This window comes from Spirillospora sp. NPDC052242 (genome assembly GCF_040679555.1).
GTDB lineage: Bacteria > Actinomycetota > Actinomycetes > Streptosporangiales > Streptosporangiaceae > Spirillospora.
This window is the reverse complement of the sequence record NZ_JBFAUZ010000006.1, coordinates 192,973-216,105: the sequence shown is the minus strand read 5'-3', so window position 1 is coordinate 216,105 and position 23,133 is coordinate 192,973. Positions and strand designations below refer to the sequence as shown.

The following is a 23,133-nucleotide window of genomic DNA, read 5'->3' as shown; positions in this document are numbered from 1 at the left end:
GGCCCGCGCCGCCGGGGCCCGCGCGGGCACCGGCGGCGCGGGCGGTCACACGACGGCGCCCGAGTCGTCCGCCGAGCGGGGACGGGACGGGCGGGACTTCTTCTTCTCGTGCGGCGGCGGCGACTTGGCGTACCGCTCGAACACGATCGCGAGCGGCGTCCCGGTGAACACGCTGGAGTACGTGCCGACGACGATGCCGATCAGCAACGCGATCGCGAAGTCGGTGAGCGAGTCGCCGCCGAGGACGGCGAGGGCCGCGAGGATGAACAGGGCGCCCATACCGGTGTTGATCGTCCGCGGGATCGTCTGCAGGACGCCCATGTTCGCGACCTCGGCGAACGGCTTCTTCGGGTTGGCGCCCCACAGTTCGCGCACCCGGTCGAACACGACGACCGAGTCGTTGACCGAGTAGCCGATGACGGTGAGCAGGGCGGCGAGGAAGACGCCGTCGATGGGTTTGCCGAGCCACGCGAAGACGCCGACGACGATCAGCACGTCGTGGAACATCGCGAGGACGGCGCCCGCGCCGAACGTCCAGCGGAACCGGATGGTCAGGTAGGCGAGCTGGGCGAGCAGCGCGACGCCGAGCGCGATCAGCGCCTTCTGCCGCAGCTCGTCGCCGAGGCTCGGCCCGATCAGCTCGTCGCGCTGCTTGGTGGCGCCGCCGCCCTCCGCCGCGAGCGCCTTCCGGATGTCCTCGACCTCCTGGTTGGACAGGTCGCTGGTGCGGACGGAAATGTCCTTCTCGCCCGAGGTCTGGACGATCGCGCGGGGGAACCCGGCGTCGGAGACGGCGGAGCGGGCGACGTCGATGTCGACCGTCCGGGCCGTGGAGTACTCGACGATGCGGCCGCCGGTGAACTCGACGCCGAAGTTCAGGCCGCGGGTGGCGATGCCGGTGACGGCGAGGACGATCGCGAGCCCGGAGATCGCGAGCCACAGCCGGCGCCGCCTCATCAGGTCGGGCCCGTTGTTCTCCAGCCAGGTGCGGATGCGTCCGGGGCCGCTGAGGCCGCCGACCCGCGACTTCATGACGCGCGGCATCCAGCTGGCGGCGGCGTCGAGCAGCACGCGGCTGATCAGCATCGCCGAGATCAGCGAGGCGATGACGCCGATGGTGAGGGTGACGCCGAAGCCCTTGACCGGGCCGGACGCGAGGAAGAACAGCAGGGCGGCGGCGAGCAGGGTCGTGACCTGCGAGTCGGCGATCGCCGACCACGCCTTGTTGAAGCCGGTGTCCAGCGCCAGCCGCGGATGCCGTCCGGGCGCGATGCCGCGTTCCTCTCTGGCCCGTTCGAAGGCCAAGACGTTCGCGTCGATCGCCATGCCGATGGCGAGGACGAACCCGGCGAGGCCGGGAAGGGTGAGGGTCGCGCCGATGGCGACGAGCGCGGCGTAGGAGATCAGCGCGTACGTGCACAGCGCGATGATCGACAGGAAGCCGGCGAGGCGGTAGACGGCCGTGATGAACAGGGCGGTCAGCGCGATGCCGATGATCGCCGCGCGGGCGCTGGCGTCGATGGCCTCCTCGCCCAGCGTCGGGCCGACCACCCGCTGCTCGATGATCTTGACGGGCACGGGCAGCGAGCCGCCCTGGATCAGCGCCGCGAGGTCCTTGGCCTCGTCGGGGGTGAAGTCGCCGGTGATCTGGGTGGAGCCGCCGCTGATGCCGACGCCGCAGGGGACGCTCTGCACGACCCCGGGCGAGGAGATCACCCGTCCGTCCAGGACGATCGCGGCGCGCCGCTCGTCGCCGGTCTTGCAGGCGGCCTCGGCGGTCATCTGCTGCCAAATATCGTCGCCGTTGCCGCGGAAGTCGATGGTGACGGCCCAGCCGCTGAGGTTCTGTGGGTCGTAGACGGCCTCGGCGCCGCCGATCTGGTCGCCGGTGAGCTTCGCCGGGCCGATGAGGATCGGCTGGCCGCTCTCGTCATTGATCCGCTGCTGCCCCTGCTGCGGCTCGCCGGTGGTGGGCGGCAGGACGGGGTGCACGGTGAGCTGGGCGGTGCGGCCGATCACCTCGGCGGCGCGGGACGGGTCCTGCACGTCGGGCAGCTCGACGATCAGCCGCCGGTCGCCGGACCGGGTGATCGACGACTCGGCGACGCCGAGGGCGTTGATCCGGCGCAGGAGGACCTCGCGGGCCCGGTCGGTCGACTCCCGGTTCGCCTCGACCTGCGGGGTGTCCTGCGCCTCGAGGACGATCTGCGTGCCGCCGCGCAGGTCGAGCCCGAGCCGGGCGGGTTCGTTCAGCGCGAAGTACAGCGATGCGGCGAGCACGGCGAACGCCAGTACCGCCCGCACCAGGGTGGCGCGACTCAAAAGGGAAAACCTCTCCACACGGGGACTTCGGCGCCGCGGGGGGGCGCGGCGCCGCGAACGGGTCGTCAGATCCGTGCGGAGGCGGGCGGGGCGCGGCCGCGCGGGGCGGGGTGCGGCGCCGCCGCCGGGCGGTCGGGGGCGGCCGCCGGACGGACGGCCGGTGCGTGCGGCGGCCGGACGTCGACGTCGGGCGGCGGCGGCGCGGCCTGCCAGAGCGGGGCGGCGAGCGCGTCGGTCTGCCGCGCCAGCGCCGCCGCGGCGGCCTCGGCGTGCCGGGCGTTGCCGCGGTCGGCGAGGCCCGCGGGCGCGGGCCGTCCGCGCGACGGGACGCCCTGGACCGCGCCGGTGCGCAGTCCGGCCCCGGAGACGGACGCGGCCGCGCCGGAGCCGCCGGACGCGGCGGTGTGCGGGCCCTGCCCGCCGACGAGGCCGAGCAGGCCGAGCGCGACGACGAGCATCCGGGCGAGGAGTCCCGCGGGGGCCGCGGCGCGCCGCCCGGCGTACCGCGAGGCCCGCGCCCGCAGGGCCGTCCGGCCGGGTGCGGTGGGAGGGCGCTGCATGGTCCCTCCCGTCGTTGATCCTCGGCTCGCCGCGATGCTGTGGCAAACCTAGCCCACACCGGCGGCCGGACGCTCCGCGTTCGCCGAGGGTTTGACCAACCGACGAACTTTCCTGTCAAGGGCGTCCGCCGCCACATCGGCCTTCCCATTCCGGCCAGGACCGCCCGACCTGCGCGGACGGCCGCGTGTCCGGAACCGGTCGGCACTGTACTTACCGGCCGGTATTGCCGGGCCTCGGAAAGCGAATTACTTTCACGATGCCCACCCCGAACCGGACAAAGGAGTATCCGGTGGCACGAATCAGGCAAGCTGCAGTCATCGGGACGGCCGCGGTGGCCGTCCTCGCCGCGGGCGTCGCCCCCGCCGCCGCGGCGACCACCACGATCCGCGCGGGCTCGTCGACCGCCGCTCCCTACGCGGGCAACGTCCAGGCGTCCCTGCTCGGCGTCGCGACGGTCTCCACGTCGATCGGCAGCGGCTCCTGCGAGGAGTCGACGATGACCGGGTCGGTGAACTCCGACGGCACCGGCCTCGCCATCGACGCGGCGAGCTTCAGCGGCGCGAACGGCGGCCCGTGCTCCGGGACCACGTCGTCCACCATCACCGCGCAGAACCTGCCGTGGACGGGCGGCGCCGTCGCCCACGACCCGAACGGCACCCGCGGCCGCGACGCGAGCGTCACGATCGCCAACTTCCGGGTCCAGGCGGTCGTCGACCTGTTCGGCGGCATCACCTGCGTCTTCGGCGGCACCCTGACCGCCGACGGCTTCAACGGCGACAACCCGAACCGGCCCGACACGGGCAACGGGCAGGCCCAGGTCGGCGTGAACGGCGCGACCGTCTCCAAGCAGGGCGGCAGCTTCCTCTGCCCGTCCAGGGCCACCGTCACCGCCACCTACGAGCTGCTCGGCGAGTCGACGCCCGGCTCCGGCACCTACGACCAGCCGCTCTACGTCACCGGCTGACGCACGTCACCGGCCGACCCCGCTCCCCCACCGAACCGCGACTCCCATGACGGCGGGCCGCCCCCATCCCCCCGGGGGCGGCCCGTCCTCATCGTTCCCGAACCTCGCGCGCGGACGCCGCGTGCGGACGTCCCGCGGTCAGCAGCCGACGAGCTGCGCCGCGAGGAACGACTCGACCTGCGAGATCGCGATGCGCTCCTGGCTCATCGTGTCGCGCTCCCGCACGGTCACGGCGTCGTCCTCGAGCGTGTCGAAGTCGACCGTGACGCAGAACGGGGTGCCGATCTCGTCCTGCCGGCGGTAGCGGCGGCCGATGGCGCCCGCGTCGTCGAAGTCGACGTTCCAGCTCTTGCGGAGCTGCGCCGCGAGGTCGCGGGCCTTCGGCGACAGGTCGGCGTTGCGCGACAGCGGCAGCACCGCGACCTTGACCGGGGCGAGCCGGCGGTCGAGGCGCATCACCGTGCGCTTCTCCATCTTGCCCTTGGCGTTCGGGGCCTCGTCCTCGGCGTAGGCGTCCATCATGAACGTCAGCGTGCAGCGGTCGACGCCGGCCGCGGGCTCGATGACGTACGGGGTGTACCGCTCGCCGGACTCCTGGTCGAAGAACGACAGGTCGGCGCCGGACGCCTTGGAGTGCGTCGACAGGTCGTAGTCGGTGCGGTTCGCGACGCCCTCGAGCTCGCCCCACTCACCGCCGACGAAGTTGAACCGGTACTCGACGTCCACGGTCCGCTTGGAGTAGTGCGACAGCTTCTCGGCCGGGTGCTCGAACAGCCGCAGGTTCTCCTTGCGGATGCCGAGGTCGACGTACCACTGGAACCGCTCGTCGATCCAGTACTGGTGCCACTCCTCGTCGGTGCCGGGCTTGACGAAGAACTCCATCTCCATCTGCTCGAACTCGCGGGTCCGGAAGATGAAGTTGCCGGGCGTGATCTCGTTGCGGAACGACTTGCCGATCTGGCCGATGCCGAACGGCACCTTGCGCCGCGCGGACTGCTCCACGTTCTTGTAGTTGATGAAGATGCCCTGCGCGGTCTCCGGCCGCAGGTAGGCCAGGCCGGACTCGTCCTCGACGGGGCCGAGGTAGGTCTTGAGCAGGCCGTTGAACATCCGCGGCTCGGTGAAGGAGCCCTTCACGCCGCAGTTCGGGCAGGACAGGTCGGCCAGGCCGTTCGCGGGCGGGCGGCCGTGCTTCTCCTCGTAGGCCTCCTCGAGGTGGTCGGCCCGGAAGCGCTTGTGGCAGGACTGGCACTCGGTCAGCGGGTCCACGAACGCCTGCACGTGGCCGCTGGCCTCCCAGACCTCGCGCGCGAGGATCACCGACGAGTCGAGGCCGACGATGTCGTCGCGGCCCTGCACCATGGACTTCCACCACTGGCGCTTGACGTTGTTCTTCAGTTCGACGCCGAGGGGGCCGTAGTCCCAGGAGGCGCGGAGCCCGCCGTAGATTTCACTCGACGGGTAGACCAAACCCCGCCGTTTGGCGAGATTGACGATCGTCTCCATCACGTCGGAACGGCGTGCCATGAATCCTTCTCCATCCGGCTGGCGGTCGGCGGGACAGTGAGTGCGCCCCCGGTCCGCGGCAACGGCGGACGGCGGCGAGTGTGATCCCCGGTGATGTGCGTCCGAAGCGCGGTCCTCCCCGGCGCCTCAGAGCATTCCCCAGCTTAGGGCACCGGAGCGGGTTCCCTGCCGCGAGGCTCGCACACGCCGCCGCAGATCCGCGACCGGATTTCGGGCGCGCGTCCGGACGGCGGGCGCGGCGGGCGCGCCCGGTCAGTAGACGTAGCCGTCGACGACGTTGCTGTCGATGTTGAGCGTGACGCCGCCGTGCCGCTCCTTGTGCGGGCCGCGGTACTGCTTGATGCGGCGGTGCGGCGACCACAGGTCGTCCGGGAAGTACCGGTCGCCGTACACGTCGGCGCGCCCGTCCCAGTTGGCGAACCAGATGCCGTCGGGCTTGTTGATCCCGGACGCGCGCGCCACGTCGCGGACGCCGGACGCCGCGCTGCTGTACATGCACGGCCGGTAGCCCTGCGCCTCCAGCTCGCCCACCCAGGCGTCGATGAAGTCGAGCACGGCCTTGCGGCACCCCTTCTTGGAGCCGTCGTACGCCTCCATGTCGAGGTAGATCGGCTCGCCCGGCGGGATCCCGAGGTCGCGCGCCTTGCGGGCGGCGTCCACGGCGTTCTCGCGGCCCTGCTCCACGGCGTTGCGCTTGGTGAAGCGCTGCGGGCGGGGGCCGCACGGCGCCTGCAGCCCCACGTAGGTCGGGGTGATCCGGTAGCCCATGTCGCGGACCTCCCGCACCCACGCCTCGGTGAGGTTCGGCTGGGCGCAGCCGCGCGCCGCGCCCCCGATGTAGATGTTGGTGACCTCGAAGGCGTCCCGCCAGCGCGCCATCGTGTCGAGGGACGGCGCGGTGCACGTGTCGAACCCGCGCCCGCGCGTCCAGGGCCGCCGCGGCGCCGCGTCCGGGGCCTGCGGCACGGCCGCGGAGCCGTCGCTCCCGGACGCCGGCGGCACGGGCGGCGCGGGGTCGGCGCGGCGCTCGGCCGGCGGGGCGTCCTCCCCTGGCCACGACGGGCTGAGCCGGACGCCGCGCAGCACGCGCTGGAGGGCCGCCGGGTCGTCCCCGTACACGCCGGTGATCGCCACGCCCGCCTCGGGCAGCGCGAGCCGGGCCTCGCGGTCGACGGACGGTTCGACGGTGTACGCGGCGAGCCGGTCGGCGCGCACGGCCGTCCGGGACGACCGGCCGTCGCCGAGCGGCGCGATGTGGACGGCCGAGGTGCGGCCCACGACGCGGGCGGGGCAGTCGGGCCGCTCCCCCGGCCGTCCGAGGTAGACGGCCCGCCGGTCGTAGCGGACGCAGCGGGTGGGGTCGCGGTCGAGCCGGTGCACCTCCCACCCGTCCGGCACCGGGATGCGCAGCCCCCGGTAGCGGACGACGCGCCCCGCCTCCCCCGCGTCCGCTCCGCCGATCGCGGCGGTCAGCGCGGCGGGCGCCTCGGCCGCCGGGCGCGCGGGGGCCTCCCACAGGACCGCGCCGACGGGCGCGAGGACCACCGCCCCGGACAGTGCGCTGAGCAGGACGACATGGCGCATCGCGTCTCCCCCGAGGACCGCCGGGCCGGGCGGCCCGCGACGTGATCGTGACGCGGCAAAGATGACCTTGGACGCGGGGGCGAAACGGCGCCCGGAAGGATCTTGCCCGCCGGTTGCCCGGTTTTGGGACGCGCCCGCGCGTGTCGCGGACGGGCTAGACGGTGGTGACGATCTCGTAGGCGCCCGGCTCGTCCACGGCGTACGCGGCCAGCGGGATGAACTCCATCCGGACGGCGGGCGCACCGAGGGCCCGCCGGTAAAATCCTGCCCCGTCCCATTCGGTGACGAGGGCCCACAGGTCGGGGTCGTCCACGGTGCGGGCGAGCCGGCCGGTGCGGAAGCCGGGACTGGCGGACAGGGCGGTGAGCACCGCGCTCATGCGGGCGGCGAATCCGTCGGCGTCCTCGCCGGGCACCCGGTACCGGGTAATCGCGATCATCCGCCCATCCTGGCAGTACGTTGGGCGGATGGAGAGGGGAGGCGGGATGCCGGGCGAGCGCGCGACGGGATCGACGGGCCTGCGGGCGGCGGTGGAGCGGCGGAGCGCCGCGCCGGTGGTGTTGCTGCACCGGCTGCCGCGCTGGACGCTCCTGGCCGCGGTGTTCGCGCTGCTGGTGCTCGGCATGGCGGGGACGGGCTGGGCCGCTGCGGCGGGCCTGTTCGTGCTGGCGCTGTTCCTCGCCTGGTTCGCCTACCTGAACTGGCCCGCGCTGGACGCGTCGGGACGGCTGCTGCGGGTGGTCGCGGTGACCGTTCTCGCCGGGTTCGGCGTGGCGCGTATCATAGGTCGGTTTTGACAATCATTTTCAGGTTTGAGCATACTGATGACGTGCTCAGATCCCGCAAAACCCTGCGAAACCTCCCCGCGGCCGCGCTCGCCCTGACCGGGCTCGCGGCCGGCCTCACCGCCTGCGGCGACGCGGGCACCGACGCGCCGGCCGGTACCACCGAAGTGGTCGCGTCCTTCTACCCGATGGCGTGGCTGGCCGGCGAGGTCGGCGGCGACGACGTCCACGTGCGCACCCTCACCGCGCCGGGAGCCGAGCCCCACGACCTGGAGCTGACCGCCAAGCAGGTCGCGAACGTCCAGCAGGCCGACCTCGCCCTCTACGTGAAGGGCATGCAGCCGGCCGTGGACGACGCCGTGACCGAGCACGCGCAGAAGTCGGCGCTCGACGCCGCGAGCGTGGTGAAGACGCTCCCCCCGCCCGCCGAGGAGGAGGAGCACGCCCACGAGCACGGCCACGAGGGCGAGCACGGCCACGAGCACGCCCACGAAGAGGGGCACGAGGAAGGCCACGAGGGCCACGACCACGGCGACGCCGGGTACGACCCGCACATCTGGCTCGACCCGAGCCGCATGGCCGCCATCGCCACCGCGCTCGGCGACCGGCTCGCGAAGGTCGACGCCGAGAACGCCGCCCAGTACAAGAGCCGCGCGCAGGCGGTCGCGAAGCAGCTCACCGACCTCGACGCGAAGTTCAAGGACGGCCTCGCCTCCTGCGAGCGCAAGGGAATCGTCACCGCGCACGCGGCGTTCGGCTACATGACGAACCGGTACGGGCTCACGCAGATCTCGATCGCCGGCGTCGACCCGTCCAACGAGCCCTCCCCCGCCCGGCTGGCCGAGCTGACCCGGCACGTCAAGGAGACCGGCGCGACGACCGTCTTCACCGAGACGCTCGTCAGCCCGAAGGTCGCCGAGACGCTCGCCCGGGAGGCCGGCGTGAAGACCGCCGTGCTCGACCCGGTCGAGGGCGTCGAGGAGGGATCGTCGGACGACTACCTGACGATCATGAACAGGAACCTGGAGACCCTGCGACCCGCCCTGGGATGCTCATGACACGAGACGACGCCGCACCGTTCGCACCGCCGTTCGCCATGACCGGCGGGCACGTCCGGCGGGACGGCCGCGAGGTGCTGGCCGGCGTCGACCTGCGGGTCGGCGCCGGCGACGTCGTCGCGATCCTCGGGCCGAACGGCGCCGGCAAGTCGACGCTGGTCAAGGCGCTGCTGGGGCTGGTGCCGCTGGCGGCCGGCCGCACCGAGATCTACGGGGACACGCCCGCGCGGTTCCGCGACTGGAAGCGGATCGGGTACGTGCCGCAGCGGCTGCCGATGGGCGGCGGCGTCCCCGCGACCGTCCGCGAGGTCGTGGCGTCCGGCCGCGTCGCCCGGCGCTCCCGGTGGCGTCCCGCGTCGGCCGCCGACCGCGCCGCCGTGGACGACGCCCTCGCCGCGGTCGGGCTCGCCGACCGGGCCCGCGACACCGCGCACCTGCTGTCCGGCGGCCAGCAGCAGCGCGTGCTGATCGCCCGCGCGCTCGCCGGGGAACCGGACGCCTTCGTGCTGGACGAACCGACCGCGGGCGTCGACGCGGGCAGCCAGGAGGCGCTCGCCGCGACGCTCGGCACGCTGACCGGGGCCGGCCGCACGGTCGTCCTGGTCGCGCACGAGCTGGGCCCGATGGCGCCGCTCGTCACCCGGACGGTCGAGCTGGCGCACGGCCGCGTCGTCCGCGACACCGAGCCGCTGCGGAGGTCCGCGTGATCGAGATGCTGCAGTACGACTTCATGCGCGTCGCCCTCGTGATGGCGGTGCTGATCGGGCTGACCGCCCCGGCCGTGGGCACGTTCCTGGTGCAGCGGCGGCTGTCGCTGCTCGGCGACGGCGTCGGCCACATCGCGCTGACCGGCATCGGGCTCGGCCTGCTGACGGGCACCTCCCCGGTGCTCGCCGCGCTGGCCGTGTCGGTGCTCGGCGCGATCGCGATCGAGGTGCTGCGGGCGCGCAGCCGCAGCGGCGGCGACGTCGCCCTCGCGCTGATCTTCTACGGCGGGCTCGCGGGCGGCGTGATCCTGACGAACCGGGAGGGCGGCGGCGCGAGCCTGCAGTCCTACCTGTTCGGCTCGATCACCAGCGTGACGCCCTCCGACCTGTACGTGGTCGCGGGCCTCGCCGTCGTCGTCCTCGGCGTCATCGCCGTGTTCGGCCGGGAGCTGTTCCTGCTGTGCCAGGACGAGGAGGTGGCGCGGGCCGCGGGCCTGCCCGTCCGGTTCCTCAGCATCCTCATCGCGGTGACGGCCGCGGCGACCGTCGTGATCGCCATGCGCGCGATCGGCCTGCTGCTGGTCAGCGCGCTGATGATCGTGCCGGTCGCGGCCGCGCAGCAGGTCACCCGCGGGTTCAAGGGGACGATGCTGCTGGCGATGGGCGTCGGGGTACTGTCGGCCGTGACGGGGCTGGCGGGTTCTTTCGAGTACGATCTGCCCCCGGGCCCCTCGATCGTGCTGCTCGCCCTGGCGGTGTTCGCGGTCGCGGTCGCCGGGGGGACCGTGGTTCGACGCAGACGTGCTCGGACGGGCGAGGCCCGGGAGGTGATCCCGGACCGGGCCGGTCCCGGCAGGGAAGCCGAGGCGGAGGTGCTCAGAGGATGACGACGGCCCGCCGGGACGCGGTGCGGCAGGCGCTGGCCGGCTGCGAGGGATTCCGCAGCGCCCAGGACATCTACGCCGACCTGCGCGCCGACGGCTCCAAGATCGGCCTGACGACGGTCTACCGGGCGCTGCAGGCGCTCAGCGACTCGGGCGAGGTCGACGTGCTCCGCACCGACGAGGGCGAGGCCGTCTACCGCGCCTGCCGGACCGAGGAGCACCACCACCACCTCGTCTGCCGGGTCTGCGGCAGGACGGTCGAGGTGGAGGGCCCCGCCGTGGAGCGCTGGGCCGACACGATCGGCGCCGAGCACGGCTTCACGAACATCACCCACACCGTCGAGGTCTTCGGCACCTGCGCCGACTGCGCCTCCTCCTGACCCGCCGCCCGGAACCGCCCGGCGATCACTCCGGGCCCGCCCGGTCGTGACCGCCGGACGGCGTCCATCAGCCGCCGACCGGTTCGGCGGCGCCGAGCCTCAGGCTGGAGACGGTGAACGGGGTCACCGGCGGGAGACCCGCCAGCCACCGGTCGTACTGGCTGTTGACGACCATGACGCGCGTCGGGGTGAGCACGATGCTGCTCGGGTGGCGGAACCCTCCCGGCGGCACGTACCGGGCGACGTACCGGCCGCGGTCGAGATCGGACGGCATCGCGACCACCGCGACCTGCGGCACCAGGCCGGGAACCTGGTTCAGGTTGCCCTGGACGACGAACAGCCGGCCGTCGCGCCACGCGAGCCCGTCGCCGTTGTGCAGCCGGTGCCCGCCCAGGTCGACCTCGACGGTCTCGCCGTCGCGCGGGTCGATCCGCCACAGCGATCCCGTGGCGCTGTTGACGGTGAGCAGGTGGCCGCCGACGGCGATGATGCCGTTGAGATTGTGCCGCCCGTCGACCCAGTCGACCGGCGTCGCGGCCACGTCCAGCCAGTTCTCGATCCGCCAGTCGCCGTCCCGCTGCGTGATCCGGTAGACGACCGGCCGGAACGAGTCGGTGGCGTAGACGGTGCCGTCTCCCGCGACGGCGATCTCGTTGACGAACCCGCCGCCCGTCCCGTGCAGCGTGGCGAGCAGCCGCCGCGTGCGCACGTCGTACACGCGCAGGGTGGCGGTGTCGGCGCCGCCCACGTAGAGGCGCCCGGCGCCGTCCAGGGCCATGCCGGAGGTGACGCTGCGGCCGTCCGTCCCGTCGGGCGACCAGACCTCCAGGTCGCGCCGCGTCACGTGCCCCCGGTAGATGGTGCCGTCCTCGGCGCTGCCGACGTAGAAGTGGCCGGTGCGGCGGTCGTACGTCATGCCCGTCGGGAACGCGCGGTCCCCGGGGACGACGTGGGCGTCGGGCAGGCCGCCCGCGCTCGCGTCCGCCCTCGCGGGTGTGGGGATCAGCGCCAGCAGCACCATGGTCAGCACGGCACAGGCGAGTCTTCTCATCTGCTCCCTTTCCGGGATGGAACGGCCTACTCGAAGGCCATCGACCCGCCAAGTTGATCAACCACCCCCGAAAGACGACCTAAAGCCGACGCCCGGCCGTCTCCGGCCGCGAACACCCGGGGCCGGACGCCGTCAACACGGGCATGGCAGTCGCACGAGCGACGCTCGCGGCACTCGCCACGGTCGCCGCGGGCGGCGCCCTGGTTCCTGACCGCCGGGGACGACGGCGACGAGTACACGCTCGGCGTCTCCCACGTCACGGCGGAGAGCCTGACCCGGATCCGGCCCGGCACCGTGCTCGTCCAGGCGGCCGCCCCGGAGACCGGCGAACGCGACGTCACCGGCACCCCCGCGGGGATGCGGGCCGACGCCGCGCGGGACTGCTGAGCCGCCGCGCCCGGGCCCCGATGTGACGTCCGCTTCACGATCGCGGAAGAATGCCCGCATGGCTACGACTCGCACCGCCAACGCGCATTGGGAAGGGCCGCTGATGGGCGGCCAGGGCACGGTCTCGCTGGACTCCTCCAAGACGGGCACGTTCGACGTGACGTGGCCGTCGCGCGCCGAGGAGCCGGGCGGGAAGACCAGCCCGGAGGAGCTCATCGCCGCGGCGCACTCCACCTGCTACTCCATGGCCCTCTCGCACGCCCTCGCCGGGGCCGGGACGCCGCCGGAGAAGGTCGACACGAAGGCCGAGGTCACGTTCCAGCCGGGCGAGGGCATCACGGGGATCCACCTGACCGTCCGGGCCAGCGTGCCGGGGCTGTCGGCGGGCGACTTCGAGAAGGCCGCGCAGGACGCCAAGGCCGGCTGCCCGGTCAGCAAGGCCCTCGCGGGCACGAAGATCACGCTGGACGCGGCCCTGGTGTAGGGCGCCGCACCGGCGACCGGGCCCGCACGCACCCGCGTGCGGGCCCACTACGTGCGACCGTCGGGCCTCAGGTGCCGCTGGCGGCGGGTTCCACCGGGTTGGGGACGGCGCCGCCGTAGCGGCGGTCGCGGGACGCGTAGAGCTCGCACGCGTGCCACAGGTGGCGGCGGTCGAAGTCGGGCCACAGGGTGTCGAGGAACACCATCTCCGCGTACGCCGACTGCCACAGCAGGAAGTTGGACGTGCGCTGCTCGCCGGACGAGCGCAGGAACAGGTCGACGTCCGGGATCGACGGCTCGTCCAGGTAGCGGGCGAACACCTTCTCGTCGAGCTTGTCGGGGTTGAGGCGGCCGTCGCGGACGTCGCGGGCGATCGCCGCGGCGGCGTCCACGATCTCGGCGCGGCCGCCGTAGTTCACGCAGAACTGCAGGGTGAGGACGTCGTTGTCGCGCGTCATCTCCTCGGCGGTCTCCAGCTCCTTGATGACGCTGCGCCAGAGGCGGGGGCGGCGGCCCGCCCAGCGGACGCGGACGCCCATCGAGTGGAGCTGGTCGCGGCGGCGGCGGATCACGTCCCGGTTGAAGCCCATCAGGAACTTCACCTCGTCCGGGGAGCGCTTCCAGTTCTCGGTGGAGAACGCGTACGCCGACAGGTACGGGACGCCCAGCTCGATCGCGCCCATGATGACGTCGAAGAGCGAGTCCTCGCCGCGCTTGTGCCCCTCGGTGCGCGGGAGCCCGCGCTCCTTGGCCCAGCGGCCGTTGCCGTCCATCACGATGGCGACGTGCCGCGGCACCAGATCCGCCGGGATCGCGGGCGGCCTCGCCCCGTCCCGGTGCGGCTCCGGCGGCAGAACAGCCCTGCTCACACTCTCTCCCTGATGTCGTCTCCGCCGGCCGGGTCGCCGGCGGTCTCGTCGAAGCCGTCGCGCTCCACGTGCCGCAGCGAGCGGATCCCGTGCTCGAGATGCCACTGCAGGTAGGCGGCGACGAGGCCGCTGGTCTCCACGCGGTGGCGCGGCTCGCTGGCGTCCGCGTACTCCCAGTCGCCGCGCAGCAGCGCCAGCATGAGCCGGAACGTGGGCGGCGCCGGGGTGGCGGCGCCCGGACGGCGGCAGTTCGCGCAGACGGCGCCGCCCGCGGCGATCGCGAAGCCGCGCAGCCCGCCGCGGGCGCCGCACCGGCAGCACTCGTCCAGCGCGGGCGCCCACCCGGCGACCGACAGGGACCGCAGCAGGTAGGCGTCCAGGACCAGGCGGGCGTCGTGGCTGCGGTCGGCGAGCGTGCGCAGCCCGCCGACCAGGAGGAGGAACTGGCGGAGCGCGGGCTCGCCCTCTTCCGCGGTGAGCTTCTCGGCGGTCTCCAGCATCGCGGTGCCCGCCGTGTAGCGGGAGTAGTCGGAGACGAGGCGCTCGCCGTAGGGGCGCAGCGTCTCGGCCTGCGTGATGAGGTCGAGCGACCGCCGCTCGTACAGCTGGAGGTCCACGTGGGTGAACGGCTCCAGCCTGGCGCCGAACCGGGACTTGGTCTTGCGGACGCCCTTCGCGGCGGCGCGGATCCGGCCGGACCGCCGGGTCAGCACCGTCACGATGCGGTCGGCCTCGCCCAGCTTCTGGGTGCGCAGGACGACGCCTTCGTCGCGGTAGAGGGTCACCCGTTCATTCTGGCGCACCCGGCCGTGTGCTCCGTTGCCGGACGGGCATCTCCCCAGGATCTCCACAAGTCCCCCCGATCGTGTCGCTGCGCAGGGTGACAATCACGTACCGTGACCGGATTCGGCCGCCGCCACGCGCCGAAATCCATGGCCGGACGGGCGGGAACCTGTCAGCGTGGCGGCATGAGATGCCACATCGTGCCGCCGCACATGCTGGAACGCCTCGCCCGCGACGCCGACGACCCGGTCGTGAGCGCCCGCGCCCGCCGCACCATGGCCCTCACCTCAGCCCAGTACGTCGAGCGGCTGGTGCCCGGGCCCGCCCGCTCTCCCGAGGAGGACTTCGTCCCGAAGCGGACGATCCACGACGCGGAGGGCCGCGAGACGCTGCCCGGCCGGGCCGTCCGGAAGGAGGGCGACGCGGCGACCGGGGACGCGACCGTCGACCGCTCCTACGACTGGCTCGGCGCCACCTTCGACTTCTTCGAGGAGGTCTACCGGCGCGACTCCATCGACGGCGCCGGGCTGCCGCTGGTCTCGACCGTCCACTACGGCGACGGGTACGCCAACGCCTTCTGGAACGGCGAGCAGATGGTGTACGGGGACGGCGACGGCGTGGTGTTCACCGACTTCACCGGGCCGCTCGACGTCACCGGCCACGAACTCGTCCACGGCATCACCCAGCACACCGCGAACCTGGAGTACTACGGCCAGGCGGGCGCGCTGAACGAGTCGGTGTCGGACGTGTTCGGGTCGCTGGTCAAGCAGTGGCATCTCGGGCAGACCGCCGACCAGGCCGACTGGCTGATCGGCGTGGGCCTGCTGGCCGAGGGCGTCCAGGGGGTCGCGCTGCGCTCGATGAAGGAGCCCGGGACCGCCTACGACGACCCGCGGCTCGGCAAGGACCCGCAGCCCGGCCACATGGACGACTACGTCGACACGTACCGCGACAACGGCGGCGTCCACATCAACTCCGGCATCCCGAACCGCGCGTTCCACCTGACGGCCGTCGCGATCGGCGGCAACGCCTGGGACAAGGCGGGCCGCGTCTGGTATGACGTCCTCACCGGCGGTGCGCTGGCGGTGGACGTCGACTTCGCCGGTTTCGCCGCCGAGACGGTCCGCGCCGCCGCCCGCCGCTTCGGCGCGGACGCGGCGGAGACGGAGGCGGTCCGGCGCGGATGGACGGGGGTGGGCGTGTCCATCGAAGCGGCGGCCGCGGAGGCGTTGAGGTGAACGGTGAAGGTGACAGTCGTCCGCAGCGGGGGGTTCGCCGGGATCGAGCGGCGGGCCGAGTCCGACAGCGCGAGTGACCCGGTGCTGGCCGGGCTCGTCCGGCGCGTCGACCTCGACTCGGTGCCGCCGCCCGGGCGGATCCCCGACCAGTTCCTGTACGAGATCGACATCGACGGCCGGCGGACGACCGTGGGCGAGGCGCAGCTGAGCGGCCCGCTGCGCGAGCTCGTCCACCACGTCCTCGGCCGGGCGCGCTGACCGCGAGGCGGCCGGAGGTCCGGGGACCGCGGGGCCTCCCAACACCCGCGGTCCCCGTCCCGGTCAGGAATTCCGGCCGATCGTGAACGTGGACGTCGTGTTCTTGATGTCCGTGTGGTTGTCGCGGAGCACGAGGTTGTTGAAGGTCGCCGAGCCGACGGCGGGGCCCTGCCCCGGTTCGGGCATCTCGTTGACCCAGACGCCGAAGCCCGACTTGGCGTCGAACGCGTCACCGCTCTTGCGCGCGCCGGTGATGGTGACGTCCGTCAGGACGGTGTCGGTGATCGGGTTGAGGGGCCGGCCGCCGGCGTACTTGGTCTGGAACATGATCCCGGAGTAGGTCGGGTCGACGATGTCGACGTCGCTGATCCGGATGCCCTCGAAGGGGTATTCGCCCGAGTACAGCCACAACGCGGGGAACGTCTGCGCGCCCCAGAAGTGGCCGCCGGTCCGGACGAGCGAGATGTTCTCGAACGTCGTCGGCGCGTCCGCCTCGAACCCGAGCGCGGGGATGCCCCCGAACCGCAGGGTCGCGACGGTGACGCCCGGGTAGGTGAGGGTGTCGGCGATGTGGATGTTGCGGAAGGTGTTCCCGCCGCCGCCGTAGACGGCGAGGCCCGCGGCCCGCCACGTCAGCCGCGAGGTCAGGTCCTCGTAGACGTTGCCGGTCTGCTGCTCGTTGTTGTTGTCGACCGCCGGGAACAACGCGAAACTGTCGTCGCCGGTCGTCCGCGCCTCGTTGTCGACGACGTGGTTACCGCTGCTGCCGTTGGTGAGGTTGAGCGCGTCCGCCCACGTGTTGCGGATGCGCGAGTTCTTGATCGTGGAGTCGTCGACGTTCGTGCCCCAGAGCAGGCACACGACGTGTTCCGCCCACACGTTGTCGACGGTCATGTCCGCGACGTTCGAGAAGTCGAAGACCTTGCCGGGGCCGTCGATGCGCTGGGTGTAGTTCCCGAAGAAGCCGAATCCGGCGAACGTGGAGCCGTTCGCGGTGGCGTCCGCGCGGAACCCGGCGTCGGTGTTCTGCCGGTCGCGGGGCGTGCGGAACCGGGTGAACCACGGCCCGGCGCCGACGACCTCGACCGCCTTGCCGTAGACCTGGAACTTGCTCGTGGTGTCGTAGTCGCCCGGCGGCAGGTAGACGCCGGTGAGGTCCGGGTCCTGGCGGGCCCGGTCGAGGGCGTTCTGGACGTCCTGGTGCGCGAACCCGGCGGGCTCGATGTACTTCGCGGGGTCGGGGTTCGCGGTGGGCGTCGCCAGTTCGGTGTCGATGAAGTCGATGGCGTAGGCGGCGGTGTTGGCCGCGTCCTTCTGCAGCCGGATCTTGCTACCGGCGGGGACGGTCGTCCCGAGCAGGATTCCCGCCTCGTCGTAGATGTGCCGGGGCGGTCCCGCGCTCGGCGAGTCGACCGGGCTCGCCTCGGGCCCGTACACCCACGTGTATCTGGAGGTCAGGTCGACGGCCTTGAGGAAGCGGCCGTCGACGTACACGTTGAGGGTCGCGTCGATGCCGCCGCCGCCCGGCGCGTCCGGGATGGAGTAGCGGGTGACGAGGGTGTTGGTGGGCGCGTCGGTGGTGAACTCGACGCTGCTGCCGGTGGTGTTCAGCGTGACGGCGCGGCGCCCGGACGCCTCGCCCGCGAGGTCGCCGATCTCCCGGTCGGGGCCGACGACCGCCGCTCCCCCGCCGAGCGCGCCGTCCTCCGCCTCGTGGGTGTCGAACGGCAGGTCCGCGCCGCGGCCGACGAACAGTTCGCGTTCGGCGGTGTTGTTCTCGCGCTTGACCGGGACCTCGTTCGCGTCGGCCTCGACGGTCGTCCGGATCGTGTACCGGCCGTCGGCGGCCGTCCAGGTGCCGAGGTCGATCGGCGCGGTGGACGCGCCGGGGGCGAGCGGGCCGGTGTGCGCGCCGGTCAGCGTCCGCACGGTCTCGTCGCCGTCGCGGATCTCGAGGGTGATCCCGTGGGAGCCGCCCGCGGCCGGCCGGGTGCCCGCGTTGTGCAGCGTGACCGAGAACGCGACGTCGTCGCCCGCCCGCGGGGCGCCGGGGCTCCAGGTGACGGCCCGCGCCACCAGGTCGGAGCTCGGCACCTGCCCGACGGTCAGGGCGGTGTCCGCGTCGCGGGCGTTGTCGGTCTCGTTCAGCTCGATGTTGTCGTCGCCCGCGTCGGCCTCGGCGGCGACGCTGTGGGTGCCGGCCGCGCGCGCCCCGATGGACGCCGTCACGGTCGCGGACTCGCCCGCCGCGAGCGCGCCGACCTCGGCGGACGCCGCCCGCTCGGCGTCGACGAGGAAGCCGAGGGTGCTCGCGGCGGCCGGGCCCGTCCCGGTGTTGGCGACGGTCGCCCGCAGCGTGATCTCGTCGGTCTCGACCGGTTCGGCGGGCGTCCAGGAGACGTCGGTGACGGTCAGGTTCGGCGTCGGCGCGGGGGTGCCGAGCACCCGCAGCTCGGCGGCCTGCCCGCCGGGCGCGCCCGAGTTCGCGGTGAACACCAGCCGCACGTCGGCGGCGCGCGCGACGACCGGGATGGTCACGCTGTTGCCGGTGGCCGGGTCGAAGGTGTAGTCGGCGGATTCCTTGAGGGTGGTGAATGCGTCGCCGGGGCCGGTGCGGCCGAGCACCTCGATCGTCTGGGTGCGCCGCGCCCACGCCGCGTCCGGGTTCAGCTCGACGACGACGAAGGTGAGGTCGGCGGACGGTCCGAGGTTCACGGTCAGCGCGGCGGGGTAGGCGCCGGAGCCCGATTCCCAGTACGTCGCGGCGTCGCCGTCGTTGGCGTTGGCCGCGACGTAGGTGTGGACGTGCGACGACGCGCTGATCGGCCTGCCCTCGGCGAGGTTCGTCCCGCCGCCCTCGCCCTGCCGGGTGACGACGTTGCTCGGGGGCGACACGTTCCCGGCGGCGTCCCTGGCCCGCACGTGGTAGGAGACGGTGGCCGTGGCGGGGCGCTCGTCGGTGTAGGCCAGGACGTCCCCGGCGACGCTCGCGAACCGCTCGCCGCCGGCGTAGAGGTCGTAGCCGGTGACGCCGACCGCGTCGGACGCGGCGTTCCACGTCAGCTCGATCTTCCCCGGTTCGGGTTCGGTGAAGGCGAGCCCGGACGGGGCGGTCGGCGGGGCCGTGTCGCCGGTGCCGGGCCCGTACACCTCCAGTTCCGAGAGCTGCCCGGCGGGCCAGCCGGTGTTGCCGGTGATGTGGACGCGCAGGAACCGGGTCGGGGCGTCGTCGTAGCCGAGGGTGACGGTGTTGCCGGACGCCGGGTCGAACACGCGCGCGCCGGACGCGACGACGTCGGTGAAGCGCGTCCCGTCCGTGCTCGCCTGGACGGCGAGGGTCTGCGTGCGCCGTTCCCAACCGGCGGTCGGGAGCTTGAGGACGACCTTGTTCGTGTCGACCGTCGCGCCGAGGTCGATCTGGATCCATTGCGGGAAGGCGCGGTTCGCGCTCTCCCAGTAGGTGGCCCGGTCGCCGTCGTTGACGTTCGCGGCGGCGTACCGGCCGTTCGCGGAGGCGGCGGACGCGGTCTTGCCCGCCGCCAGGTTCGTTTCCGCCGCCGCGGCGGGGGCCGCCACCGGGCCGAACAGCCCGGTGACGGCCAGCGCCGCGGCCAGCAGGACGCGGAGTGCCTTCTGTCTCATCGCTGGTTCTGCTCCCTGTCGGTGTAGTGGGGGTGGGGGTGGGACACCTGCCTGGGAGGAGCGGCAGAACTCGGGGGTGGACGCGGGTCCGCGTCCGCGGGTTCGGGTCAGCGGAGCCAGACGGCCGTGTCGGGCGGCAGGTCGCGACCCGCGAGGGGCCCGCTGGCCAGGAGCACCTCCCCGTCCGGCAGCGGGAAGGGGCCCTCGCCGAGGTTGACGACGCACGTCACGCCGGTCTCGCGGGTGAACGCCAGGACGTCCTCGGGCGCGGGCAGCCAGCGGAGCGCGCCGTCGCCCGCGCCGCCGGGGCGCAGATGGTCGCGGCGCAGCGCGAGGGCCGACCGGTACAGCGCGAGCATCGAGCCGGGGTCGGCGTCCTGCGCCTCGGCGGTGAGCGCCTTCCAGTCGGGCGGCTGCGGCAGCCACGGGTCGCCGCCGAAGCCGAACGGCGGGGCGTCCCCGGACCACGGGAGCGGCACGCGGCAGCCGTCCCGGCCGGGGTCGGTGCGACCGGAACGGTGCCAGATCGGGTCCTGCCGCAGGTCGTCCGGCAGGTCCTCGACCTCGGGCAGGCCCAGCTCCTCCCCCTGGTAGACGTAGGCGGAGCCGGGCAGGGCCAGCGCGAGCAGCGCCGCGGCGCGGGCGCGGCGGACGCCGAGGGCGCGGTCGGTGGGGGCGCCGAGCCGGCGGTCCTGCAGGTCGAACGACGTGTCGGCGCGGCCGTACCGGGTGACGGGCCGGACGACGTCGTGGTTCGCCAGCACCCAGGTCGGCGGGGCGCCGAGCGGGCCGTGCGTCGCGAGCGTCGTCTCGATCACCTTGCGGAGGGCGTGCGGGTCCCACGCGCAGTTCAGGAAGTCGAAGTTGAACGCGGTGTGCATCTCGTCGGGGCGCAGGTAGCGGGCGAACCGCTCCTGGTCGGGCAGCCACACCTCGCCGACCAGCATCCGGCCCGGGTACCCGTCGGTGATCGCCCGCCAGCCCCGGTAGACGTCGTGGACGCCGTCGCGGTCGGTGTACGGGTCGCGGCCGTCCGGCTCGGCGTCGGGGTCCTTGACCAGCAGCGCCGCGGAGTCGATGCGGATGCCGTCGACGCCGCGGTCGTACCAGAACCGCAGCACGTCGTGGAACTCGCGGACGACGTCGGGGCTGTTCCAGTTGAAGTCGGGCTGCTCGGGGGCGAACAGGTGCAGGTACCACTCGCCGTCCGGGACGCGCGTCCAGGCGGGCCCGCCGAAGATCGACCGCCAGTCGTTCGGGGGCTCGGCGCCGCCGGGGCCCCGGCCCGGACGGAACCAGAAGCGTTCGCGTTCGGGCGAGCCGGGGCCGGCGGCGAGCGCCTCCCGGAACCAGGCGGTCTGGTCGGACGCGTGGTTCGGCACCACGTCGAGGATGATCCGCAGGCCGGCCGCGTGCGCCTCGGCGATGAACGCCTCCGCCTCGGCGAGCGTCCCGAACTCCGGGGCGACGTCCCGGTAGTCGGCCACGTCGTAGCCGCCGTCCGCCATCGGCGACGGGTACCACGGGTTCAGCCACAGGGCGTCGACGCCGAGACCGGCGAGGTAGGGCAGCCGGTCGCGCAGGCCGGCGAGGTCGCCGACGCCGTCGCCGTTCCCGTCGGCGAAGCTGCGCGGGTACACCTGGTAGATCACCGCGTCGCGCCACCATGCTTCGGGCATGCGAGAACTCCTTAGGAATCGTTGAACACAGGGAGCGGGAGAGTCCGGTCAGCCCTTCAGGCCGCCCGCCGTGAGGCCGGCCATGATCTGGCGCTGGAAGATGAAGAAGACGACGATCGTGGGCAGGCTGGCGATCACCAGCGAGCCGATCAGGACGTTCTGCGGCACCTGCACGGCCAGCGACGAGATCGCCACGCTGATCGTCTTCTTCTCGCCGTCGGGCAGGACGAGCAGCGGCCAGACGAAGTCGCGCCAGACGTTGACGATCGTGAAGATCGACACGACGCCGAGGATCGGGCGCGACACCGGCAGGACGACCGACCACAGGATGCGGAAGGACGACGCGCCGTCCACCTCGGCGGCGTCGATCAGCTCGGTCGGGATCGAGTCGAAGAACCGTTTGAGCAGGAAGATGTTGAACGCGTTGGCGGCGGCCGGCAGCCAGATGGCCCACGGGGTGTTCAGCAGGTTGGCGCCGAAGAGCGGCAGGTCCTTCACGGTGAGGTAGGCGGGCAGCAGGATCACCATCGGCGGGATCATCAGCGTCGCCAGCATCATGCCGAGGACGGCGCGGCCGAACAGCGGGCGCAGCTTCGACAGCGCGTACGCGGCGGAGACGTCCACGGCGAGGGTGAACAGCCACGCGCCGAACGCGTACACGAACGTGTTGCGCATGTAGAGACCGAGGTCGAGCTGCCGCCACGCCTCCCGGTAGGCGCCGAGGTCGATGTCGGACGGCCAGAGGCTCGGCGGCACCTCGGCGAGCTGGTCCGGTGACTTCATCGCGCCCGTGACCATCCAGTACAGCGGGAAGACGAACACGAGCGTGAACGTCACGACGACGGTGGTCAGGACCGTCCAGTAGACGGCCTTGCCGCGCCGGGTGCCGAGCGTGTGCGGCGACACGAGCGTGCGGGTCTGCGTCATGGGTGCCTACCTCGGGTCGTCACGCGAAACGCGCAGGTAGACGGCGGAGAACACCATCAGCACGACCATGAGCATCAGCCCGAGCGCGCCGCCGCCGCCGAAGTTCGTGAAGTTGAAGGCGTACTGGTACATCAGGTAGACGACGGTCACGGTCGCGTCCTCGGGGCCGCCGCCGGTCAGCAGGTAAGGCTCGATGAACACCTGCATCGTCGCGATGACCTGCAGGAGCAGCATCACGAGCAGAATGAGCCTGGTCTGCGGGATCGTGATGTGCCGGAGGCGCCGGAAGAGGCCGGCGCCGTCCAGCTCGGCCGCCTCGTACAGCTCGCCGGGGATCGTCTGCAGCGCCGCCAGGTAGATGAGGGTGCCGCTGCCGAGGTTCATCCACGTCGACACCAGCACGAGCGACACCAGCGCCGTGTCCGTCGAGTCGAGCCATTGCAGCCCCGGGAGGTTCACCAGGCCCAGGACCTGGTTGAACAGACCGGGCCCGGGGTCGTAGAACCACTTGAACAGCAGCACCACCACGGCGGGCGGCAGCATCACCGGCAGGTACACGACGAAGCGCAGGTAGCCGCGCGCGTGCCGCAGCTCGTTCAGGACGATCGCGATCGTGAACGGGACGGCGTAGCCGATCACCAGCGCCAGCAGCGTGAAGATCGCGGTGTTCTTCCACGCGTCCCAGAACACGGGGTCGGCGATGACCGTGCGGAAGTTCTCCAGCCCCACCCAGCGGGTGTCGCCGACGAAGTTCGTCTGCTGGAAGCTGAGCAGGATCTCCCGCAGGATCGGGTACCAGGAGAAGAACGCGAAGCAGATCAGCGCCCCGCACAGGAATCCGTAGGCCGTCAGGTTGCGCCGCACGACCCGCCCTCTCCGGGTCGCCGGGCGGCGGCGGGCGTGCGCGGCCGGGCGCGCCAGCGTCCGCAGTGTGAGCATGGGGTCCCCTCGGGGGCGCCGGCGGCGGGCCGGCGCCCCGGTTCGGGTGTCGGGTCGGGGTCGGTCGGGGGTCGGGGCGGGACGGCGGTCCGGGCCGGGGCCCGG

General features: G+C 72.9%; 21 protein-coding genes. 9 read left to right on the top strand and 12 right to left on the bottom strand.

The features are described 5' to 3' along the window. Positions 1-45: 45 nt before the first annotated feature. Positions 46-2,322: a protein translocase subunit SecD gene (gene secD / locus AB0L25_RS07390; RefSeq protein WP_500169583.1), complete on the bottom strand. Its 2,277-nt coding sequence runs from the start codon at positions 2,320-2,322 to the stop codon at positions 46-48. Positions 2,323-2,387: 65 nt separating this feature from the next. Continuing rightward, positions 2,388-2,882 carry a hypothetical protein gene (locus AB0L25_RS07385; RefSeq protein WP_500169582.1) on the bottom strand — a complete coding sequence of 165 codons (495 nt, stop codon included), beginning with the start codon at positions 2,880-2,882 and terminating at the stop codon, positions 2,388-2,390. Positions 2,883-3,172: 290 nt separating this feature from the next. Between AB0L25_RS07385 and AB0L25_RS07380 the strand changes: the two genes are divergently transcribed. Further along, a complete protein-coding gene (locus tag AB0L25_RS07380) occupies positions 3,173-3,847 on the top strand; it encodes a hypothetical protein (RefSeq protein WP_500169581.1) in 675 nt (224 codons plus the stop codon). 138 nt (positions 3,848-3,985) lie between these two features. Here the strand turns inward: AB0L25_RS07380 and AB0L25_RS07375 are convergent, their stop codons facing one another. From AB0L25_RS07375 to AB0L25_RS07365, 3 genes are all read right to left on the bottom strand, one after another. Beyond that, positions 3,986-5,353, bottom strand: coding sequence for a glycine--tRNA ligase (locus AB0L25_RS07375; protein WP_500169599.1), 1,368 nt, complete (start codon positions 5,351-5,353; stop codon positions 3,986-3,988). A 273-nt stretch (positions 5,354-5,626) separates the two neighbouring features. Beyond that, entirely contained in the window at positions 5,627-6,958 is a 1,332-nt protein-coding gene (locus tag AB0L25_RS07370) for a DUF1906 domain-containing protein (protein ID WP_500169580.1), read from the bottom strand. Positions 6,959-7,112: 154 nt separating this feature from the next. After that, positions 7,113-7,397: an antibiotic biosynthesis monooxygenase family protein gene (locus AB0L25_RS07365; protein WP_500169578.1), complete on the bottom strand. Its 285-nt coding sequence runs from the start codon at positions 7,395-7,397 to the stop codon at positions 7,113-7,115. Positions 7,398-7,425: 28 nt separating this feature from the next. Between AB0L25_RS07365 and AB0L25_RS07360 the strand changes: the two genes are divergently transcribed. The 5 genes from AB0L25_RS07360 to AB0L25_RS07340 are packed head-to-tail and all read left to right on the top strand — an operon-like array spanning position 7,426 to position 10,772. Next, positions 7,426-7,755, top strand: coding sequence for a DUF6703 family protein (locus AB0L25_RS07360; protein ID WP_500169577.1), 330 nt, complete (start codon positions 7,426-7,428; stop codon positions 7,753-7,755). Between the two features lie 32 nt (positions 7,756-7,787). Next, complete coding sequence (locus AB0L25_RS07355) at positions 7,788-8,801, top strand: metal ABC transporter substrate-binding protein (RefSeq protein ID WP_500169575.1); 1,014 nt, start codon at positions 7,788-7,790, stop codon at positions 8,799-8,801. Beyond that, positions 8,798-9,508 (top strand): metal ABC transporter ATP-binding protein, encoded by a 711-nt coding sequence (locus AB0L25_RS07350; protein WP_500169573.1) that lies wholly within the window; start codon positions 8,798-8,800, stop codon positions 9,506-9,508. The genes AB0L25_RS07355 and AB0L25_RS07350 overlap by 4 nt, the downstream gene beginning before the upstream one ends. Then, entirely contained in the window at positions 9,505-10,395 is an 891-nt protein-coding gene (locus tag AB0L25_RS07345; protein WP_500169571.1) for a metal ABC transporter permease, read from the top strand. Before AB0L25_RS07350 ends, AB0L25_RS07345 begins: the two co-directional genes overlap by 4 nt. Continuing rightward, positions 10,392-10,772 carry a Fur family transcriptional regulator gene (locus tag AB0L25_RS07340; RefSeq protein ID WP_500169569.1) on the top strand — a complete coding sequence of 127 codons (381 nt, stop codon included), beginning with the start codon at positions 10,392-10,394 and terminating at the stop codon, positions 10,770-10,772. The genes AB0L25_RS07345 and AB0L25_RS07340 overlap by 4 nt, the downstream gene beginning before the upstream one ends. Positions 10,773-10,839: 67 nt before the next feature. Here the strand turns inward: AB0L25_RS07340 and AB0L25_RS07335 are convergent, their stop codons facing one another. After that, on the bottom strand, positions 10,840-11,823 hold the full coding sequence (locus AB0L25_RS07335; RefSeq protein ID WP_500169567.1) for an NHL repeat-containing protein: 984 nt from the start codon (positions 11,821-11,823) through the stop codon (positions 10,840-10,842). A gap of 445 nt (positions 11,824-12,268) precedes the next feature. On the opposite strand from AB0L25_RS07335, the gene AB0L25_RS07330 reads away from it, so the two are divergent. Further along, complete coding sequence (locus tag AB0L25_RS07330) at positions 12,269-12,694, top strand: OsmC family protein (RefSeq protein WP_026405582.1); 426 nt, start codon at positions 12,269-12,271, stop codon at positions 12,692-12,694. 67 nt (positions 12,695-12,761) lie between these two features. Here AB0L25_RS07330 and AB0L25_RS07325 read toward each other — a convergent pair whose 3' ends face one another. Together AB0L25_RS07325 and recO are read right to left on the bottom strand one after the other, a co-directional pair. After that, entirely contained in the window at positions 12,762-13,562 is an 801-nt protein-coding gene (locus tag AB0L25_RS07325; protein WP_500169565.1) for an isoprenyl transferase, read from the bottom strand. Next, positions 13,559-14,347, bottom strand: coding sequence for a DNA repair protein RecO (recO, locus tag AB0L25_RS07320; protein ID WP_500169563.1), 789 nt, complete (start codon positions 14,345-14,347; stop codon positions 13,559-13,561). The genes AB0L25_RS07325 and recO overlap by 4 nt, the downstream gene beginning before the upstream one ends. Positions 14,348-14,530: 183 nt before the next feature. On the opposite strand from recO, the gene AB0L25_RS07315 reads away from it, so the two are divergent. Together AB0L25_RS07315 and AB0L25_RS07310 are read left to right on the top strand one after the other, a co-directional pair. Further along, positions 14,531-15,583: a M4 family metallopeptidase gene (locus AB0L25_RS07315; RefSeq protein ID WP_500169561.1), complete on the top strand. Its 1,053-nt coding sequence runs from the start codon at positions 14,531-14,533 to the stop codon at positions 15,581-15,583. 3 nt (positions 15,584-15,586) lie between these two features. Beyond that, positions 15,587-15,841, top strand: a complete 255-nt coding sequence (locus AB0L25_RS07310) for a protealysin inhibitor emfourin (RefSeq protein WP_378296724.1) — start codon at positions 15,587-15,589, stop codon at positions 15,839-15,841. A 63-nt stretch (positions 15,842-15,904) separates the two neighbouring features. On the opposite strand, the gene AB0L25_RS07305 is transcribed toward AB0L25_RS07310, so the two are convergent. The 4 genes from AB0L25_RS07305 to AB0L25_RS07290 form a co-directional block, all read right to left on the bottom strand. Next, on the bottom strand, positions 15,905-19,483 hold the full coding sequence (locus AB0L25_RS07305) for a discoidin domain-containing protein (RefSeq protein ID WP_500169559.1): 3,579 nt from the start codon (positions 19,481-19,483) through the stop codon (positions 15,905-15,907). Positions 19,484-19,590: 107 nt separating this feature from the next. Then, a complete protein-coding gene (locus tag AB0L25_RS07300; protein ID WP_500169557.1) occupies positions 19,591-21,162 on the bottom strand; it encodes a glycoside hydrolase family 13 protein in 1,572 nt (523 codons plus the stop codon). A 48-nt stretch (positions 21,163-21,210) separates the two neighbouring features. Beyond that, entirely contained in the window at positions 21,211-22,089 is an 879-nt protein-coding gene (locus tag AB0L25_RS07295; RefSeq protein WP_500169555.1) for a carbohydrate ABC transporter permease, read from the bottom strand. A 6-nt stretch (positions 22,090-22,095) separates the two neighbouring features. Beyond that, positions 22,096-23,028, bottom strand: a complete 933-nt coding sequence (locus AB0L25_RS07290) for a carbohydrate ABC transporter permease (RefSeq protein WP_500169554.1) — start codon at positions 23,026-23,028, stop codon at positions 22,096-22,098. Between the last annotated feature and the right edge of the window lie 105 nt (positions 23,029-23,133).

What these genes read in the sequence shown, in the direction of transcription:
- AB0L25_RS07290 (WP_500169554.1), bottom strand. Translation starts at nt 23,028, where the DNA reads ATGCTCACACTGCGGACGCTGGCGCGCCCGGCCGCGCACGCCCGCCGC.
- AB0L25_RS07300 (WP_500169557.1), bottom strand. Translation starts at nt 21,162, where the DNA reads ATGCCCGAAGCATGGTGGCGCGACGCGGTGATCTACCAGGTGTACCCG.
- AB0L25_RS07350 (WP_500169573.1), top strand. Translation starts at nt 8,798, where the DNA reads ATGACACGAGACGACGCCGCACCGTTCGCACCGCCGTTCGCCATGACC.
- AB0L25_RS07365 (WP_500169578.1), bottom strand. Translation starts at nt 7,397, where the DNA reads ATGATCGCGATTACCCGGTACCGGGTGCCCGGCGAGGACGCCGACGGA.
- AB0L25_RS07340 (WP_500169569.1), top strand. Translation starts at nt 10,392, where the DNA reads ATGACGACGGCCCGCCGGGACGCGGTGCGGCAGGCGCTGGCCGGCTGC.
- AB0L25_RS07335 (WP_500169567.1), bottom strand. Translation starts at nt 11,823, where the DNA reads ATGAGAAGACTCGCCTGTGCCGTGCTGACCATGGTGCTGCTGGCGCTG.
- AB0L25_RS07305 (WP_500169559.1), bottom strand. Translation starts at nt 19,483, where the DNA reads ATGAGACAGAAGGCACTCCGCGTCCTGCTGGCCGCGGCGCTGGCCGTC.
- AB0L25_RS07360 (WP_500169577.1), top strand. Translation starts at nt 7,426, where the DNA reads ATGGAGAGGGGAGGCGGGATGCCGGGCGAGCGCGCGACGGGATCGACG.
- AB0L25_RS07370 (WP_500169580.1), bottom strand. Translation starts at nt 6,958, where the DNA reads ATGCGCCATGTCGTCCTGCTCAGCGCACTGTCCGGGGCGGTGGTCCTC.
- AB0L25_RS07295 (WP_500169555.1), bottom strand. Translation starts at nt 22,089, where the DNA reads ATGACGCAGACCCGCACGCTCGTGTCGCCGCACACGCTCGGCACCCGG.
- AB0L25_RS07330 (WP_026405582.1), top strand. Translation starts at nt 12,269, where the DNA reads ATGGCTACGACTCGCACCGCCAACGCGCATTGGGAAGGGCCGCTGATG.
- AB0L25_RS07385 (WP_500169582.1), bottom strand. Translation starts at nt 2,882, where the DNA reads ATGCAGCGCCCTCCCACCGCACCCGGCCGGACGGCCCTGCGGGCGCGG.
- AB0L25_RS07315 (WP_500169561.1), top strand. Translation starts at nt 14,531, where the DNA reads ATGAGATGCCACATCGTGCCGCCGCACATGCTGGAACGCCTCGCCCGC.
- AB0L25_RS07375 (WP_500169599.1), bottom strand. Translation starts at nt 5,353, where the DNA reads ATGGAGACGATCGTCAATCTCGCCAAACGGCGGGGTTTGGTCTACCCG.